At 59.4% G+C, this 14949-nt stretch carries 15 protein-coding genes and 1 pseudogene; 6 read left to right on the plus strand and 10 right to left on the minus strand.

Going from position 1 to position 14949, the window contains the following annotated elements; genetic code table 11:
• Positions 1 to 143: 143 nt before the first annotated feature.
• The 4 genes from mdtD to N018_RS01620 all read right to left on the minus strand — a co-directional run bounded on the left by mdtD (position 144) and on the right by N018_RS01620 (position 5487).
• Entirely contained in the window at positions 144 to 1556 is a 1413-nt protein-coding gene (mdtD, locus tag N018_RS01605) for a multidrug transporter subunit MdtD (protein ID WP_024646649.1), read from the minus strand.
• Positions 1557 to 1565: 9 nt separating this feature from the next.
• Positions 1566 to 2891: a TldD/PmbA family protein gene (locus N018_RS01610; RefSeq protein ID WP_025388687.1), complete on the minus strand. Its 1326-nt coding sequence runs from the start codon at positions 2889 to 2891 to the stop codon at positions 1566 to 1568.
• Positions 2891 to 4333 carry a TldD/PmbA family protein gene (locus N018_RS01615; RefSeq protein WP_025388688.1) on the minus strand — a complete coding sequence of 481 codons (1443 nt, stop codon included), beginning with the start codon at positions 4331 to 4333 and terminating at the stop codon, positions 2891 to 2893. Before N018_RS01615 ends, N018_RS01610 begins: the two co-directional genes overlap by 1 nt.
• A 113-nt stretch (positions 4334 to 4446) precedes the next feature.
• The gene (locus N018_RS01620; RefSeq protein ID WP_024646646.1) at positions 4447 to 5487 is read right to left on the minus strand and encodes a threonine aldolase family protein; all 1041 of its coding nucleotides are present in this window, start codon (positions 5485 to 5487) and stop codon (positions 4447 to 4449) included.
• A gap of 99 nt (positions 5488 to 5586) precedes the next feature.
• Here N018_RS01620 and N018_RS01625 point away from each other — a divergent pair, with 99 nt between their 5' ends.
• Positions 5587 to 6333, plus strand: coding sequence for a TraX family protein (locus tag N018_RS01625; RefSeq protein WP_025388689.1), 747 nt, complete (start codon positions 5587 to 5589; stop codon positions 6331 to 6333).
• 133 nt (positions 6334 to 6466) lie between these two features.
• On the opposite strand, the gene N018_RS01630 is transcribed toward N018_RS01625, so the two are convergent.
• Both N018_RS01630 and N018_RS01635 read right to left on the minus strand, forming a co-directional pair.
• On the minus strand, positions 6467 to 7663 hold the full coding sequence (locus N018_RS01630; RefSeq protein ID WP_024672712.1) for a class I SAM-dependent rRNA methyltransferase: 1197 nt from the start codon (positions 7661 to 7663) through the stop codon (positions 6467 to 6469).
• A gap of 81 nt (positions 7664 to 7744) precedes the next feature.
• The gene (locus N018_RS01635) at positions 7745 to 8284 is read right to left on the minus strand and encodes a type 1 glutamine amidotransferase domain-containing protein (protein ID WP_025388690.1); all 540 of its coding nucleotides are present in this window, start codon (positions 8282 to 8284) and stop codon (positions 7745 to 7747) included.
• A gap of 239 nt (positions 8285 to 8523) precedes the next feature.
• On the opposite strand from N018_RS01635, the gene N018_RS01640 reads away from it, so the two are divergent.
• From N018_RS01640 to N018_RS01650, 3 genes are all read left to right on the plus strand, one after another.
• The gene (locus N018_RS01640; protein WP_195757179.1) at positions 8524 to 9336 is read left to right on the plus strand and encodes an HDOD domain-containing protein; all 813 of its coding nucleotides are present in this window, start codon (positions 8524 to 8526) and stop codon (positions 9334 to 9336) included.
• Between the two features lie 45 nt (positions 9337 to 9381).
• Positions 9382 to 10194, plus strand: coding sequence for a bifunctional DNA-formamidopyrimidine glycosylase/DNA-(apurinic or apyrimidinic site) lyase (mutM, locus tag N018_RS01645; RefSeq protein WP_024646641.1), 813 nt, complete (start codon positions 9382 to 9384; stop codon positions 10192 to 10194).
• 94 nt (positions 10195 to 10288) lie between these two features.
• Entirely contained in the window at positions 10289 to 10627 is a 339-nt protein-coding gene (locus N018_RS01650) for a hypothetical protein (protein ID WP_024646640.1), read from the plus strand.
• A 4-nt stretch (positions 10628 to 10631) separates the two neighbouring features.
• On the opposite strand, the gene N018_RS01655 is transcribed toward N018_RS01650, so the two are convergent.
• Both N018_RS01655 and coaD read right to left on the minus strand, forming a co-directional pair.
• A complete protein-coding gene (locus N018_RS01655; protein WP_002555640.1) occupies positions 10632 to 10883 on the minus strand; it encodes a YfhL family 4Fe-4S dicluster ferredoxin in 252 nt (83 codons plus the stop codon).
• 102 nt (positions 10884 to 10985) lie between these two features.
• Entirely contained in the window at positions 10986 to 11465 is a 480-nt protein-coding gene (gene coaD / locus N018_RS01660; protein WP_024646639.1) for a pantetheine-phosphate adenylyltransferase, read from the minus strand.
• Positions 11466 to 11755: 290 nt separating this feature from the next.
• On the opposite strand from coaD, the gene N018_RS01665 reads away from it, so the two are divergent.
• Both N018_RS01665 and N018_RS01670 read left to right on the plus strand, forming a co-directional pair.
• A complete protein-coding gene (locus N018_RS01665; protein WP_025388691.1) occupies positions 11756 to 12418 on the plus strand; it encodes a TetR/AcrR family transcriptional regulator in 663 nt (220 codons plus the stop codon).
• Positions 12419 to 12473: 55 nt separating this feature from the next.
• Complete coding sequence (locus tag N018_RS01670) at positions 12474 to 13331, plus strand: sulfurtransferase (protein ID WP_025388692.1); 858 nt, start codon at positions 12474 to 12476, stop codon at positions 13329 to 13331.
• A gap of 4 nt (positions 13332 to 13335) precedes the next feature.
• Here the strand turns inward: N018_RS01670 and N018_RS01675 are convergent, their stop codons facing one another.
• Complete coding sequence (locus tag N018_RS01675) at positions 13336 to 14382, minus strand: hydrolase (protein WP_418903461.1); 1047 nt, start codon at positions 14380 to 14382, stop codon at positions 13336 to 13338.
• 144 nt (positions 14383 to 14526) lie between these two features.
• Positions 14527 to 14772: pseudogene (locus N018_RS25950) on the minus strand (HigA family addiction module antitoxin).
• Between the last annotated feature and the right edge of the window lie 177 nt (positions 14773 to 14949).

Consider the following 14949-nt stretch of genomic DNA (forward strand, 5'->3'; position numbering starts at 1 on the left):
AGTGCTATAAAAGTGTCGGCCGGTTGCCTTACTTCTTCAATGTATCTGGTCGGATACTTAAAGCGCAGTGTTTTCAGGGGAAAAAGCGTTTTTCAAACGATGACGATTGAAACCTCCTCGTGGCTGACTAGCCGCATCCTGGCTCAGGATTGGGTCGTTTTGGCCTCTTTTGCAGGCAACTGCAGGAAGATGCCCGCTGCAAACATCGCAAGCACACCCACGCTCAGGAACGTCAGCTGGAAGGCCCCCAGCACGCTACTGACTTCGCCTGTGGCTACTTCTTCGCTGAAACCGCCCAGCAAAGCGGCAGCGCTTGCCACTCCAAGACTCAGAGACAGTTGAGCGACCACTGACAGCAGGCTGTTGCCACTGGCGGCGCTGGCGTCATCGAGATCGATCAGGGTGACGGTATTCATTGCAGTGAACTGCAACGAGTTCACCGCGCCTAGCAGCCCCAGTTGCACCAGCAAGACCCAGTAAGGTGTTTGCATATCAACCAGTGCGAGGCTTGCCAGCAGAATGCCCAGCAGCAGCGTATTGCCGGTGAGAATCAGACGATACCCCAAGTGTTCGATCAGCCAGCGCGCCACGGTCTTGGCGAACATGCCGGCTGCCGCCAGCGGCAACATGCTCATACCGGCCTGAGACGGTGAATAACCCAGCGCAACTTGCAGCAACAAGGGCACCAGAAACGGCAGTGCACCGCTGCCCAGACGGGCGAACAGGTTGCCCATGATGCCGACCGCAAACGTGCGTGTGCGAAACAGCGACGGGGCGAACAGCGGTGACTCGATATGACCGGCGCGCAGCCAGTAGGCTGCCAGACAACCCATCCCGGCAAACAACAGCAGCACCACACGCATGTGCGGCAGGTGCAGTTCACCCAGGCCCTCCAGCGCAATAGTGATCAGCACCATCGCTGCGCCAAAAAGAATGAAGCCGACACCGTCAAAGCGCGTCCGGCCGCCGCCGGGAAGATCGGGGATGTAGTGTTTGACGGCGTAGCAGCCAAGAATCCCGACCGGGATATTGATCAGAAAGATCCAGTGCCAGCTCAGGTACTCGACCATCCAGCCGCCCAGCGTAGGCCCCAGCAAAGGGCCAAGCAGGCCGGGCACGGTGATGAAACCCATGATCCGCACCAGTTCCGAGCGCGGATAGGCGCGCAACACAATCAGCCGCCCGATGGGCAACATCAGTGCGCCGCCCAGCCCCTGAATTACCCTGGCCGCCACCAGCACGTTGAGTGACCAGGACAGCGCGCACAGCAGCGAACCGAAGCTGAACAGCAGGATGGCGCTGAAGAAAATGCGCTTGATTCCGAAACGGTCGGCAATCCAGCCCGACGCCGGAATCAGCAGCGCGATGGTCAGCATGTAGGCAATGACCACCGACTGCATGCGCAGCGGGTCTTCTGCCAGCGAACGGGCCATGGACGGCAGGGCCGTGTTGAGGATCGTGCCGTCCAGGCTTTGCATGAAGAAAGCGATGGCGATGACCCAGGGCATCCACCGCAGGGTCTTTTCGTCCATGATCGGCGCTGCTGAGTTCGACATAAGCTCCTGCTATAGCGTGAAGGTGATACGACTGAGCAGCGCACCGGGCAACTGCGTAGATCCGGTCTGGCGCTGACTGTAGGTGCTTGATTGCAGGATCAGTTCCCGCTCGCGGGTCAGGTCTTCCAGCGCACTGCCGAGCAGACTGTAGGCGCTGTCATCGAAGCGCATGGTGCTGACCGGCGCGACGATCTGGCCATCTTCGACCCAGAAAGTTGCAAAGCGTGTCATGCCGGTCAGACGCGCGGCGGCGCGGTCCGAGAAGTTCAAGTACCACAGGTTGCTGATGTAAAGGCCGGTGCCGAGCTTTTCAAGGATCTGATCCAGCTCCAGCGAACCTCCTGCCATGTTCAGCGCGCTGGGCCCTTCGCCGTAGTCCGCGCCATTGGCGGGCAGGTCATATTCGGCTGCGCTGCTGGAATCCACAAGGCGTTCGCGTGCTTGTCCGTTGGCGATCAGGGCCAGATCCTTGCGCGGGTAACCTTCGCGCGAGAACGCAGGCGAGAGCGAGCCTGTGACGTGCTCGTCAATACTGACGCCTGGGTTGAAACGGGTGTCGCCGTCATACAGCCGTTGCAGCGGGCTGCGCTTGCTGGCCAGCGCCTGAGCGGAGAACCCGCCCCAGGTGAGCATGCCGATCACTTCGTCCACTGCCGCCGGCGCCAGGTAGGCACGGTATTGCCCCGGTTCCAAAACGTGCAGCGGGCGTCCGAGAAACTCCAGTTGCTCGCGTGCCTGCTCGAAACGGCGTAAAAATGCCTCGCTGTTCCAGTCGTGACCGGCGTAGTTGGCTTTCACCGCCTGGCCGTTTTCATGAAACAGGCTCCAGTCGAAATTGAAGCTGTTGGCCTGATGCCAGCCCAGCGCACCCCACGAACTGGCAAAGCCTCGATATAACGGGCCAGCCGCGTAAAAGCCGACCAGATCCAGCCCTTGAGACAGCGCGCTGACCTGCTCGACAACCTGCGCACTGTCCGGCAATGGCAGGTCTTGCACGTTGCTGCTGTGCCAGGCCTGCGTGTTGGGCAGCAGATACGGGTCTTTCGACAGCGACGGCAGCGTTTCGCGCAACTGCTGCAAGGCATCGGTCAAACGCCGGTTGTCGGTTTCGGTATCACCGGACAGGGTCACTTCCAGGTTGGCATGACGACCGTCGTCAATCAGCTTGAAGGTCACGACCACCTGTTGCACGCAACCGGCCTGACGAACCTGGCCATGGTTGAAACGGATGAAATCCGACGCCTCGGCATCGTAAGCCAGTGTGAAGTGTTCGGTCGGGCTGATCGCCGCCTTGAGCAAGGCGACCAGCGCCTCGAATTGCTGTTGGTGCGGCATCAGGCGTCCCCTCCAAATACATCGACATTGGCAAACACACACGCCGGAGAAGCATGGCCGACCCGTATCACCTGGTTCGGCTCGCCCTTGCCGCAGTTGGGTGTGCCCAGCACTTTGAGCGTGCTCGCATCGCCAACGGCGCTGAGATTCTTCCAGAACTGTGCGGAAATCGCCCGATAGTTGGGGTTCTTCACCACGCCCTTGAGCTCGCCGTTTTCAATCAACTGACCCCATTCGCAGCCGAACTGGAACTTGTTACGCGCATCGTCAATAGACCATGAGCGATTGTTCGACATCAGAATACCGTGCTCAATGTTACCAATAAGGTTGTCCATCGACTGATCGCCCGGCTCGATATTCAGATTGGCCATGCGGTCAATGGGCGCGCGGTTCCAGCTACAGGCTCGGCTGTTGGCAACGCCCTCCAGACCGCTGCGGTACTGCGATAGCGCGCCGCCGAGGGGGCGTTGCAACAGGCCTTCGCGAATCAGGAACTGCTTGCTCGCAGACGTGCCATCGTCGTCATGCGCATAGCTGGCCAGTTGCTCGGGAATCTCAGGGTCGAACGTCACGTTCAGCAGGCTGGAGCCGTATTGCAGGGTGCCGAAGTCGGAGGTCTTGACGAAGCTGGTGCCTGCGTAATTGCGCTCGTCGCCAAGAATCCGGTCGAGTTCCAGCGGATGGCCGATCGATTCGTGAATTTGCAAGACCATCTGGTCCGGCATCAACAGCAGATCGCGCAGTCCAGACGGGGTGTTCGGCGCGAGGATCAACTGCAAGGCCTGATCGGCCACGCTGGCGGCAGCGCCGATTAGCCCGCAATGGCTCAGTACTTCGATGCCGCCCTGTTGGCCGAAATTATCGCCACCCAGGTTACGCGTCTGGCTGTCGCGGCCGTCATAGGCGGTCACGCTCATGCCGGGGAAAACAAAACGCTGCGCCTGACGAAGCTCGGCACCCGCGCTGTTGAAATAGATCTGCTCGACGGTTTCCAGCCCCAGCGAGGCTTGCCAGCTGACCAGACGTTCGTCTTTCGGGACGGCATTCGACTCGTTCATCAGCAGGCCGATGCAGTCGCTCAGCGGCGGGAAGGCCTGATCGAGGTTCGGCGACAGGTAGTCGGCCTTGGCCGTGGACACGGCTTGGGTGCTCAGGTCGAGCAAGGCATGCGGTGCCAGACGCCGCGCCAGCGCTTCGGCCTGCTGTAGGGCAGCCTGCAAACCCTGCCGGGAAATGTCGTTGGTGGCTGCGTACGCTTCGACGCCGTTCAGGCGCACGGTCAACATCGCGCCTTCGTCGCTGCTCAGTGATGGCGGCTCGGCGACATTCTTGCGCACGCACAGCCGTTGGCCGGTGCGATGCACGTAACGTACGGAAAAGAATTGCGCTTCACTGTGCAGAGCGTCGAAGTGCTGCTTGAGCCTGGCGGAGAAATCGAACATGCGGACAAGCTCCTTCTTGAGGGCGGTCGGGCGACCTTTTGCGCCGAGTGCCGTTGAGAAGGAGATTAACCGTTAGCTCGACAAGCTGCACGCGCAAGCTTGCGTTAGACGCCTCAGCCCTGCATTACCAGCCGGATGTCCGCCGCCAGCTCCCGCACGCGATCCTCTTCGGTGTCCCACGAGCACATGAAGCGTGCGCCGCCGTTGCCGATGAAGGTGTAGAAGCGCCAGCCTCTGGCCGTCAATGCGGCAATGGCCGGTTCCGATAATTGCAGAAACACCCCGTTGGCCTGCACCGGGAACATCAGTTCAACGCCCGGAATGCCCTTGACCAGCTCAGCCAGCAGCTGCGCGCAGCGGTTAGCGTGGCGTGCGTGCTTGAGCCACGCGTCATTTTCCAGCAGCCCGACCCATGGCGCGGACAGGAAGCGCATTTTCGACGCCAGTTGCCCGGCCTGCTTGCAGCGGTAATCGAAATCCACGGCCAGATCATGGTCGAAAAACAGAATCGCTTCGCCCACCGCCATGCCGTTTTTGGTGCCGCCGAAGCACAGCACATCAACGCCGGACTTCCAGGTCAGCTCGGCGGGCGAAGCCTCCAGAAACGCACAGGCGTTGGAGAACCGGGCTCCGTCCATGTGCAGATGCAGGCCTAGTTCCTTGCAGGTGGCGCTGATCGCCTTGAGTTCTTCCGGCTGATAGACACCGCCTACTTCGGTGGCTTGGGTCAGGGTCACGACACGCGGCTTGGGGTAATGAATGTCCTGACGTTTGAGCGCCACTTCGCGAATCGATTCGGGCGTCAGCTTGCCGCCGGGGCTGCGGGCGGTCAGCAGTTTCGAGCCATTGGAGAAAAATTCCGGCGCGCCGCACTCATCGGTTTCGACGTGGGCAGTTTCCGAACAGATGACACTGTGGTAACTCTGGCACAGCGAAGACAGCGCGAGCGAATTGGCCGCCGTACCATTGAAAGCGAAGAATACTTCGCAATCGGTTTCGAACAACCGACGGAAATCATCTGAAGCGCGCGCAGTCCATTGATCGTCCCCATAGGCCCGTTGATGACCTTTGTTCGCCTGCTCCATTGCTGCCCAGGCTTCAGGGCAGATACCGGAATAGTTGTCACTGGCGAACTGTTGGCTTTGGTCTGTCATGGCCGATTCCTTATGGGCGATTATGGTGCGCACTGTAGCGACAATATAAGGTTCGGTCATGTGTTGGCTGCATGACGCAATTCCCCGTTCAGGAGTGATATGGATCTTTCCAACCCGCCTTTTCTGCCGGGACGCAACAAGACGCTGGACCTGCTCAAATGGCTGGCGATGCTGAGCATGGTGCTCGACCACCTGCGTTACGTCGGCTGGTCAGTCAATTTTCTCTACGTGCCTGGGCGTTTTGCTTTTCCCTGGTTCTGCCTGGCGATTGCGGTGAATCTCTCGCGGCGCAGTGCCGCCTTGGTAGCGCCGCGTGTGCAATGGCGTTACCTAAGCTGGTTGCTGGCGTTCGCCGGGCTGGCTGAGATTCCCTATCGGCTGTTCATGGCCGACGCGACGGTGCTCAATGTGATGCCGACATTGCTGTTGGGGCTGGTGATTGCTCAGAGCTGGCAGCAGCGCAACCCGACAACCCGGGTCATGGCTATTGTTGCGCTGTTGCTTACCGCGATTTTTCAGAAATACCTGATGTTCGGTTTTGCCGGTGTGCTGCTGCCGTTGGTCTTCATGCTGGTGCTGCAAAAACGGCTTTGGTATGCAGTGTTCCCGGCAGCGTTCTGTCTGGCAGGCAATGCCTGGCCGCAGATGTTTGCTGGCGCGGCCTGGGGCGACCCTATTTCCATTGGTTCAATAGTCGCGTGCGTGTTGGCGCCCGTGCTGGGCATTGCGTTGCTGCGCAGCAAACCGGGATTTGCAGTGATTCCGATGCGGCGCTGGGCCTATGCGATCTATCCGCTGCATTTTCTGCTGTTGCTGGGGCTGCGCGCGGTGTTGGGGAGGGTTTGAGCATACGACCTCTGCGCCAGTGCCGCATGTCGCCAGGCCTCTTGCGACGCAGAGTGTCACGAAATGCATTACCCGCAGGGCGTGGGAACGAGAGGTGTCTGGGCGTGTTGCTCTCGTCCCGGCCCTTCTGGTATCAGCTGTTCGGCAGTAACCGGCAGGTGATGCTCTTGATGTAGCGCGTTTCGGCGATGGCGGGGTGTACGGGGTGGTCCGGGCCCTGGCTGCCGCGTTCCAGCAGCTGGATATTGCGGTCCAGGTGACGGGCGCTGGTCAGCAGGATGTTCTGCAGGTCGTCTTCCGGCAGGTGCATCGAGCACGAGGCGCTGACCAGAATGCCGTCTTTGGACAGCAGGCGCATGGCCTGTTCGTTCAGGCGGCGATAGGCGCCTTCACCGTTTTTCATGTCTTTCTTGCGCTTGATGAACGCAGGCGGGTCGGCAACGATCACGTCGAAACGCTCTTCACCGGCTTTCAGCTCTTTCAAGGCTTCGAACACGTCACCTTCGATGCAGGTCATTTTTTCCGCAAAACCGTTCAGCGCTGCGTTGCGCTCCACGCCATCCAGGGCGAAAGACGAGGCGTCGACGCAGGTAACATCGGCTGCACCAAACGCCGCGGCCTGAATGCCCCAGCCACCGATGTAGCTATACAGGTCCAGTACGCGCTTGCCTTTGACGTAAGGCGCCAGGCGCGCGCGGTTCATGCGGTGGTCATAGAACCAGCCAGTCTTCTGCCCGGCCATGACCGGCGCTTCGAACTTCACGCCGTTCTCTTCCAGCGCAACCCACTCCGGCACCAGGCCGAACACGGTTTCAACGTAACGATTCAGACCTTCAGCGTCGCGCGCTGCCGAGTCATTCTTGAACAGGATGCCGCTCGGCTTGATGACCTGAACCAGCGCCGCGATGATGTCTTCCTTGTGGTTTTCCATGGTGGCTGAAGCTAGCTGGACGACCAGAATGTCGCCGAAACGATCGACTACCAGACCCGGCAGCAGGTCGGAGTCGCCGAACACCAAACGATAGAAAGGCTTGTCGAACAGACGCTCGCGCAACGACAGCGCAACGTTGATGCGGTGAACGAGCAGCGACTTGTCGAGAGGCAGCTTGATGTCACGCGACAGCAGGCGTGCGCAGATCAGGTTGTTGGGGCTCATGGCGACGATGCCCAGCGGTTTGCCGCCAGCGGCTTCCAGCAGTGCCTGATCACCGGCCGCAAAACCGCTCAGCGGTGTGGCGGCTACGTCGATCTCGTTGCTGTAGACCCACAGATGACCGGCGCGCAGGCGGCGGTCGGCGTTGGCTTTGAGGCGCAAGCTAGGCAGGGACATGACGTCGCTCCTGAAAAAAGAGCGGGATTATAGCGCGTCATCCCGGTTGTGCACCGGGATGACGACGATTAACGCGATGTATTATGCGGACAACGCTTCAATCAGCTTGCTGTTGAAGGCCGGGATGTCATCGGGCTGACGGCTGCTGATCAGCGTGCCATCGGTCACCACCTCCTGATCGACCCATTTGGCGCCTGCATTGACCAGGTCGTCTTTCAGGGTGTTGAAGCTGGTCAGCGTCTTGCCCTTGACCAGGCCGGCAGAAATCAGCAGCCAGCCGCCATGACAGATGACGGCCAGTGGTTTGCCGGACGCGTCGATGTCCTTGACGATCTTCTGCGCATCAGTGTCCACGCGGATGGTGTCGGAATTCTGCACGCCGCCCGGCAATACCACGCCGTGATAGTCGCTGGCATTGGCCGCCTTGAACGTCCGGTCGACCTTGAAGTCGTCAGCCGGCTTGTCGTGATTCCAGCCTTTGACCTGGCCTTCCTCTGCAGAAAGAATTTCCACGGTGGCACCTGCCTGCTCCAGAGCCTGTTTCGGAGCGGTCAGTTCGACCTGCTCGAAACCGTCGGTTACAAGAATTGCGATGCGCTTGCCAGTCAGTGCTTTGGACATGGGATCCTCCAGTGTCAGGCTTGATGGGTGGCGCACTGCAGGCCTTTTTGAGGCCGCTGTCTACGCCACGTACATAGGGTCCGAAGCTGTACATAAGCCAAAGTTCCGAGAAAATCTTAGTCCGCGGTGATGGACCGTTCACGTCCAAGAGCGGAGAATCCACTCATTACTGCGAGTGAATAACTATGTCCGAAGAGCTTACTTCCGAGCAGATACAGATAGCGTTGCAGGGCATCAGCGTGCCTCCCCAGCCGCAGATCATGGTTGATCTGCAGATGGAGCAGTACATGCCTGATCCGGATCTGGGCGCCATTGCGCGCTTGATTGCACAGGACCCGGGGTTGTCCGGGGCGCTGCTGAAGATCGTCAACTCGGCGCATTACGGCCTGTCCAGCAAGATCGCCTCCATCGATAAGGCCGTGAACCTGCTGGGCAGCCGTACCGTCATCAATCTGATCAACGCGCAGTCGATCAGGGGCGAGATGACTGACGAGGCCATTGTGACCTTGAACCGCTTCTGGGACACGGCGCAGGATGTGGCGATGACCAGTCTGACGCTGGCCAAGCGCATCGGCTCGCAAACTGTGGATGAATCCTACGCCCTGGGTCTGTTTCACGACTGCGGCATCCCGCTGATGCTCAAGCGTTTTCCCGATTACATGACGGTGCTGGAGGAGGCCTATGCCAATGCCGGACCTGACTGCCGGGTGGTTGACACTGAAAACCGTGCGTTCGACACCAACCATTCGGTGGTGGGTTATTACACCGCCAAATCCTGGCGTCTGCCGGAGCACGTCACCAACGCCATCGCCAATCATCACAACGCATTGGCGATCTTCCAGGACGACACAAGCCGCGATCCCACGCTCAAGAATCTGCTGGCCCCGCTGAAAATGGCTGAACATATCTGTCAGTCCTATCGTGTGCTGGGCAGTCAGGATGTCGATCACGAGTGGGAAAGTGTCGGGCCGCTGGTGCTGGATTACGTCGCGCTTTCCGAATACGACTTTGAATATTTGAGGGAAAGCATTCGCGAACTGGGCGCGCGCTGATCCTGCGCGCTCCTGGGCTTTCCTCTCTGCACGACCGAGTTATACATGCCTGAATTACCAGAAGTCGAAACCACCCGCCGGGGCATTGCGCCGCATCTCGAAGGTCAGCGCGTCAGCCGCGTGATCGTGCGCGATGGCCGCCTGCGCTGGCCGATCCCTGAAGACCTTGATGTGCGCCTTTCAGGGCAGCGCATCGTGCAGGTTGAGCGTCGTGCCAAGTACTTGTTGATTCAGGCCGAAGTCGGCACCCTCATCAGTCATCTGGGGATGTCCGGCAACCTGCGCATGGTTGAAGTCGGCATGCCTGCACTCAAGCATGAGCATGTCGACATCGAGCTGGAATCAGGTCTGGCGCTGCGTTACACCGATCCGCGTCGTTTTGGCGCGATGCTCTGGAGTCATGATCCGCATAACCATGAACTGCTGATCCGTCTCGGACCGGAGCCTCTCACCGATCTGTTCGACGGCGAGCGGCTTTACGAGCGCTCGCGCGGCAAGTCGATTGCCGTCAAGCCGTTCATCATGGATAACGCCGTCGTTGTGGGGGTGGGGAATATCTACGCCACCGAAGCGTTGTTCGCGGCGGGTATCGATCCGCGCCGTGAGGCCAAAGCGATTTCCAGAGCGCGGTATTTGAAACTGGCGATAGAGATCAAGCGCATTCTGGCCTACGCCATCGAGCGCGGCGGCACGACGCTGCGGGATTTCATCGGCGGCGACGGCAAGCCGGGGTATTTTCAACAGGAGTTGTTCGCCTATGGGCGTGGCGGCCAACCGTGCAAGGTTTGCGGGGCGACGTTACGCGAGATCAAGCTGGGCCAGCGTGCCAGCGTCTATTGCCCGAAGTGCCAGCGCTGAAATAGCGGGACCGTACACCTTGGGCCACTTGCGTAACCTCCATCCCTGTTTATAGTGATGGCACCTCAATTCGCTACGCCTGAAGGACCAAGCCATGAGCCTGTTTCGTATTTTCGCTGCCACGCTGGCGCTGTTCATAGGCTTGCAGGCGATGCCCGCCATTGCGGGCGATGTCACCGAAGGCAGCGGTGATCCGGTCTATGCCATCCAGAATCCACCGGCCTACGCCATGATCGGCGACCTGCTGATTGCGCGGCCGTTGTTGATCGCGGCGACCATTATCGGCACTGGGCTATTTGTGATTGCTTCGCCTTTTGCAGCGGCAGGCGGCAATCTAGGGGCCACGGGCAAGGCACTGGTGGTCGATCCGGGCAAGGCAGCATTTGTGCGCTGTCTGGGTTGCACTGGCGATGGATACGGTAAGCAGCAGTAAAGGATCAGACCTTGCTGGTGATGATCCGGTACTTGTCCATCAGTTGCTCTTTGCTTTCGACGTGATTTTCGTCCAGCGGGATGCAGTCGACCGGGCAAACCTGCTGGCATTGCGGCTCGTCGTAATGGCCCACGCATTCGGTACACAGGTTCGGGTTGATCACGTAGATCTCTTCGCCTTGTGAAATCGCCTCGTTCGGGCACTCGGGTTCGCAGACGTCGCAGTTGATGCAATCGTCAGTGATGATAAGGGACATGAATTGCTCCTGCCGCGGCCGACGCCGGGGCACATGAAAACCAATGCGGCGAATTGTGCCGCATTAGGCCTCAGGATGCACCTTGACTTGCAGTGCCAGTGATCAGCGTTTGAAGCGCTCGGTCAGCGCATCGGCAACGGCGGGATGGACAAACTTGGTGATATCTCCGCCCAACGCTGCGATTTCACGCACTAACGTCGAGGAAATGAACGAGTAGCGCTCTGACGGCGTAAGAAATAGACTTTCGACGTCCGGTGCCAATTGCCGGTTCATGTTGGCCAGCTGAAACTCGTATTCGAAGTCCGACACTGCACGAAGGCCGCGCAAGAAGACGTTGGCGTTCTGCTCCTTGGCAAAATGTGCGAGCAGCGTGGAGAAACCGACGACTTCCACGTTGGGCAAGTGCCTGGTGACCTCTCGGGCCAGCTCGACGCGTTGTTCCAGCGGGAACAACGGGTTTTTCTTCGGGCTGGCGGCAACCGCAATGACCACTTGGTCGAACAGGCGCGAGGCACGTTCGACCAGATCTCCATGGCCCTTGGTAATAGGGTCGAAGGTGCCTGGGTACAACACTCGGTTCATCGCGTCGTCCTGGTCGGAGTCCGTTGTGGGACTCGGATGGTATCGCAGCCTTCCCGACGGGCCAAGCTGCCCGGTATGCACTGAAGGTCTTATTGCGCCGATTATCGGCCATGTTTCGCGCCAAATGCCCTGATTATGGGGGTATCTGAGATTTTGATATTAATCCGCGCCGCCCCTGATCAATTTGCAGGGGCGGCGCTATGTCGATTTGCTACTGCTGGCCTATCCCGTTGCACAAACGCTTGCGCTAATATCGCCACCATCTCCTCAGAAGAGAGGCCCGGCCCAGCATGGCACCCCGTACCAAAACCCGTGAGCGAATCGTGCAAACCAGCCTGGAGCTGTTCAATCAGCAGGGTGAGCGTAGCGTGACCACTAATCATATCGCGGCACACATGCAAATCTCGCCAGGGAACCTCTATTACCACTTCGCCAACAAGCAGGTGATCATTGCCGAGCTGTTCCGCGAATACGAGGGATTGATAGGCAGCTTTCTGACCCTGCCCGCCGATCGTCCGCCCACCATAGAAGACAAGCGCGATTATTTTCTGGCGATCATTGATGCCATGTGGCGCTACCGTTTTCTGCATCGTGATCTTGAGCATCTGCTGACATCGGATGCCGAACTGGCAGCGCGCTATCGACGCTTTTCGTATCGCTGTCTGATGCAGGCGATGACCATCTACCGCGGTTTCATCAATGCGGGCATCTTGAAAATGGATGAGGCGCAGATCGAGTGGACCAGCCTCAACACCTGGATCGTTCTGACGTCATGGGTGCGTTTTCTGTGTACGAATCGGGAGAATTCCACACACGTGAACGAAGAAGCCATTCGACGCGGGGTCTATCAGGTGCTTATGCTCGAATCCAGCTGCGTCGCGCCTGAGGCCCGCGAGGCGTTCGACGCCTTGTGCGCAACGTTTCACGCGCCGCTGTCGAAGATTCTGGAATGAATTGATGGGTCGCTGAGCGGCCTGATTATGAGGTTTTCTGTCTCGGGAGTGTGTCATGTCTATCGCGCAACTGATCAGCCCGCAGCAACTGGCCGATCGCCAGAAAAGCCCGGGGCTGGTGATTCTGGATTGCCGTTTTGCACTGGAAGACTCTGATTACGGTCAGCGCAGTTACGCTCAGGGGCATATCGAAGGGGCGTCCTTTGCCGATCTGAAGCGCGACCTTAGCGGGCCAGCTATCAAGGGCAAGACCGGGCGCCATCCGTTGCCAGACCCCGACGCCTTGCTGCAGTGCTTTCAAGCGTGGGGTATCAACGCTGACAGCGATATCGTGCTCTATGACGACGGCCCCGCAATGTTCGCTGCGCGTGCCTGGTGGTTACTGGCCTGGATGGGCAAGCGCGAGGGAGTGTATCTGCTCGACGGTGGCTTGAAGGCCTGGCACGCGGCCGGACTGCCGCTGAGCCTTGACGCGCCGAGCCATACACCCGGTCATTTCAGCGCTGAGCCGGACATGTCCCTGTTGCTGAGCGCAACTCGGTTGCAGGGGCGTCTCGGACGTCCGGAAATGACCCTGATCGACGCCCGCGCCGAAGCCCGTTTTCGCGGTGACGTAGAACCCCTGGACCCTGTTGCCGGGCATATCCCCGGCGCGCAGTGTGCGCCTTGCAGTGACAATCTCGGACCCGACGGGCTGTTTCTGCCGCCTGAACGGCTCAGGCAGCGGTTTGCCGAAAAATTGCAAGGTCGGCCGCCGGAGAGTCTGGTGGCCTATTGCGGATCGGGCGTAACAGCCTGCCTCAACCTGTTTGCCCTGTGCCTGGCCGGGTATCCGCTCGGGACCCTGTATGCGGGTTCGTGGAGTGAGTGGATCACCGACCCGTCACGAGAAGTTGCGACCGGCAGCGATTGACCTGTCAGTTGCTGTTGCGGGCGTCACGCTCGTGGGCAGCGCTTAGCCATAGCGGAATGCGCCGTTCGAGGTAGTAGGCTGGATTACGCAGCGAGCCCTCGACGAAGCCGACATGCCCGCCTTTGGCGTGCAATTCGAATTCCGTGCAGGGCGACAGCTCGCTTGGTTCGGGCAGGCTGTGGGGGAAGACGAACGGGTCGTCAGTGGACTGAATAATCAGCGTGGGCGTCTCGATCTGCCCCAGATAGTAACGACTGGACGCTCTGCGGTAATAATCCGTGGCATCGGCGAAGCCGTGCAGTGGCGCGGTGACCCGGCCGTCGAAGTCCCAGAACGTGCGCATGTTCTCCAGCGAGCCAAGGGCCGCGAGTTCGGCGAGCCCCTCGGTCAGCCCCTCATGCTGAAAACGCTGCTGTTTGTCGCGGACGTAGGTGAGCATTGCGCGCATGAAGTGTCGCTGATAGACCCTGGAAAAGCCCTGGCCAATGCGGTTTGCGCATTCATCGAGCCGAAACGGCACTGACACAGCAACGGCACCCAGCAGATCGCTGTTCTTGCCCGCTTCACCCAGGTATTTGAGCAGTACATTGCCGCCCAGTGAATACCCGGCGGCGTAAAGCGGGGCCAGCGGACGCTTGGCTTTCAAGTGAGCAATCACTTCAGCCAAATCCTCGCTCGCCCCTGAGTGGTAACTGCGTGACAGCAGGTTCGGTTCGCCCGAGCAGCCCCTCCAGTTCAATGCAACGCTGGCCCAGCCCCGTGCTGCCATCGCCTTTTGCAGCCCCGCGACGTACGGCGAGTTTGACGATCCAGTCAGGCCATGCAACACCAGCACCAGCGGCGCATCGGTCGTGTCAGGACCATGCCAGTCCATGTCCAGAAAGTCTCCGTCCTTCAGCCACAACCGCTCGCGAGTACGCGCCAGCAGCGTTGGCTTGCGCAATAGCGGCCCCCACAGGGTTTGCAGATGCGGGTTGCTCATCCCGATAGCTGGCGTGAACGGGTTTGCATGGGACAGGAAGGAGAGGTGTGTAGGCACGTTCTTGCTCAACGATCAATTCAAGGGCTGATGCCATACGGTGCCATTAAGTGGGCCGGGATGTAAGTGGGGCGAATGCGAGTGTTATGACAATCCATTTGGGCTGTCTCGGCATTAGTTTGGGGTGGCCCTGACATATGGATCAATCGGCGGCTGCTAGTGATGTTCGGCTTGCCACAGGTCATAGTCCGCCTGAATACCCAGCTACAGACGCGCGCTGCTGATAGCTGCCCGCCAACGCCTGACTGCCGGATCGGGGCTCACAGGTGCATGTCCATGCAGAATTCTCGATAGCGTTTCTCTTGCAAAACCCAAGTGGCTGGCGAACTCGGTGCCGGTGGTCTGCAAACCCGGAATCACCTCTTCAAACAGGAGCCCGTCCGGATGGGGAGGGTTGAACATTTCCGTGGGGCGGACTCTAGTGCAGTGCTGCGGACGAGGTGGAACGTAAGAGAGTCTGGCAATGTGGCTTTGATGGAAGTGTCTGGCCAAGAGGTGCGGTGTAGGACGAATCTCTAATATTTGCGCGACATGACTCTTTGACAAATAAGGCCATAAAGCAGGCGATTACAGCGCATA

Source organism: Pseudomonas syringae CC1557 (genome assembly GCF_000452705.1).
GTDB classification, from domain to species: Bacteria; Pseudomonadota; Gammaproteobacteria; order Pseudomonadales; family Pseudomonadaceae; genus Aquipseudomonas; species Aquipseudomonas syringae_F.

Excerpts from the sequence above, each read along its gene's own strand:
- N018_RS01610 (WP_025388687.1), bottom strand. The coding sequence starts at position 2,891 with ATGCCGCACCAACAGCAATTCGAGGCGCTGGTCGCCTTGCTCAAGGCG.
- coaD (WP_024646639.1), bottom strand. The coding sequence starts at position 11,465 with ATGAACCGAGTGTTGTACCCAGGCACCTTCGACCCTATTACCAAGGGC.
- N018_RS01635 (WP_025388690.1), bottom strand. The coding sequence starts at position 8,284 with ATGTCCAAAGCACTGACTGGCAAGCGCATCGCAATTCTTGTAACCGAC.
- mutM (WP_024646641.1), top strand. The coding sequence starts at position 9,382 with ATGCCTGAATTACCAGAAGTCGAAACCACCCGCCGGGGCATTGCGCCG.
- N018_RS01670 (WP_025388692.1), top strand. The coding sequence starts at position 12,474 with ATGTCTATCGCGCAACTGATCAGCCCGCAGCAACTGGCCGATCGCCAG.
- mdtD (WP_024646649.1), bottom strand. The coding sequence starts at position 1,556 with ATGTCGAACTCAGCAGCGCCGATCATGGACGAAAAGACCCTGCGGTGG.
- N018_RS01650 (WP_024646640.1), top strand. The coding sequence starts at position 10,289 with ATGAGCCTGTTTCGTATTTTCGCTGCCACGCTGGCGCTGTTCATAGGC.
- N018_RS01665 (WP_025388691.1), top strand. The coding sequence starts at position 11,756 with ATGGCACCCCGTACCAAAACCCGTGAGCGAATCGTGCAAACCAGCCTG.
- N018_RS01615 (WP_025388688.1), bottom strand. The coding sequence starts at position 4,333 with ATGTTCGATTTCTCCGCCAGGCTCAAGCAGCACTTCGACGCTCTGCAC.
- N018_RS01620 (WP_024646646.1), bottom strand. The coding sequence starts at position 5,487 with ATGACAGACCAAAGCCAACAGTTCGCCAGTGACAACTATTCCGGTATC.
- N018_RS01655 (WP_002555640.1), bottom strand. The coding sequence starts at position 10,883 with ATGTCCCTTATCATCACTGACGATTGCATCAACTGCGACGTCTGCGAA.
- N018_RS01630 (WP_024672712.1), bottom strand. The coding sequence starts at position 7,663 with ATGTCCCTGCCTAGCTTGCGCCTCAAAGCCAACGCCGACCGCCGCCTG.
- N018_RS01625 (WP_025388689.1), top strand. The coding sequence starts at position 5,587 with ATGGATCTTTCCAACCCGCCTTTTCTGCCGGGACGCAACAAGACGCTG.